1 protein-coding gene is annotated in these 804 nt (G+C 55.0%); it reads right to left on the bottom strand.

Annotated features, from left to right (window positions below; translation table 11 throughout):
* Nucleotides 1–127: 127 nt before the first annotated feature.
* Nucleotides 128–394, bottom strand: a complete 267-nt coding sequence (locus C448_RS01120) for a hypothetical protein (RefSeq protein WP_004051285.1) — start codon at nucleotides 392–394, stop codon at nucleotides 128–130.
* Between the last annotated feature and the right edge of the window lie 410 nt (nucleotides 395–804).

Below are 804 nucleotides of genomic sequence, written 5' to 3'. Positions count from 1 at the left end.
ATCCAGCCAACGATTGCGTTCTCCGATTGGAAGAGCAGATTTCCGATCAATTCGTCCCAGTCACGACGGGATTAGCCTAGAACGGATGGGGAGGGACGTGGGCTGTTGCGGTGCTGGTAGCGGAACGTCAGTCCTTGAAAACCCGACTGTCCGCTTCGAGGGCCTCGATGTCGTCCGCGATCCGCTTGGCCTCCTCGGGAAAGAGCGCCACTTGAACCTCGTTGTCTTCGTCGTCCTCGAAGACGAACTTCACTCGCTTGTCGCCGAACTCGCGGGCCTCGGCGCTCGTCACGTCGAACAGTTTCGCGGTGGCGGACTTGTTCGACGGACCGACGTTCTTCAGCGCGCCGTCCTTCAGTTCGACCATGAACGACGCGATGTCGAGGTTGAGCATACTGGTGCGTGGAGGAGCCAGCAGTTAATTATTGTTCCCGGCAACCTGATCTATGGAACGATCAACTGTCTGGTTGGGTCGGCAGTCGCTCACATATCGATGCGTGGTTTCCGTTTGCTGGTTTGCGTGACTGCTGGACTTTGCAGTAGTTGTCAGCCATGCTGTACCAATCGATGACTGTACTTGTCCGTGAGCCCCATTTGCACACGGCGTTGATGGTTTCGGGCGAAAACGTGTTTCGGCGGGTCTTGACCTTCGTTAGACTGCGGTTGCATCGTTTGTATATTAGTCCTTATATTGTTCTGCGAGTTCTTCAACAGTCTCAGTACCTCACAAAGCACGCCAGTTGACTACTTCTGAGACGTGAATCCGATGGAGAAATCGATGCCGAGCAACTGCTGAGGAAGGCG

The organism is Halococcus morrhuae DSM 1307 (assembly GCF_000336695.1).
Taxonomy (GTDB): Archaea; Halobacteriota; Halobacteria; order Halobacteriales; family Halococcaceae; genus Halococcus; species Halococcus morrhuae.
The sequence above is the reverse complement of the archived record's forward strand: the minus strand, read 5'-3'. Positions and strand labels throughout refer to the sequence as shown.

Coding starts and splice junctions, on each gene's coding strand:
- C448_RS01120 (WP_004051285.1), bottom strand. CDS start 394: ATGCTCAACCTCGACATCGCGTCGTTCATGGTCGAACTGAAGGACGGC.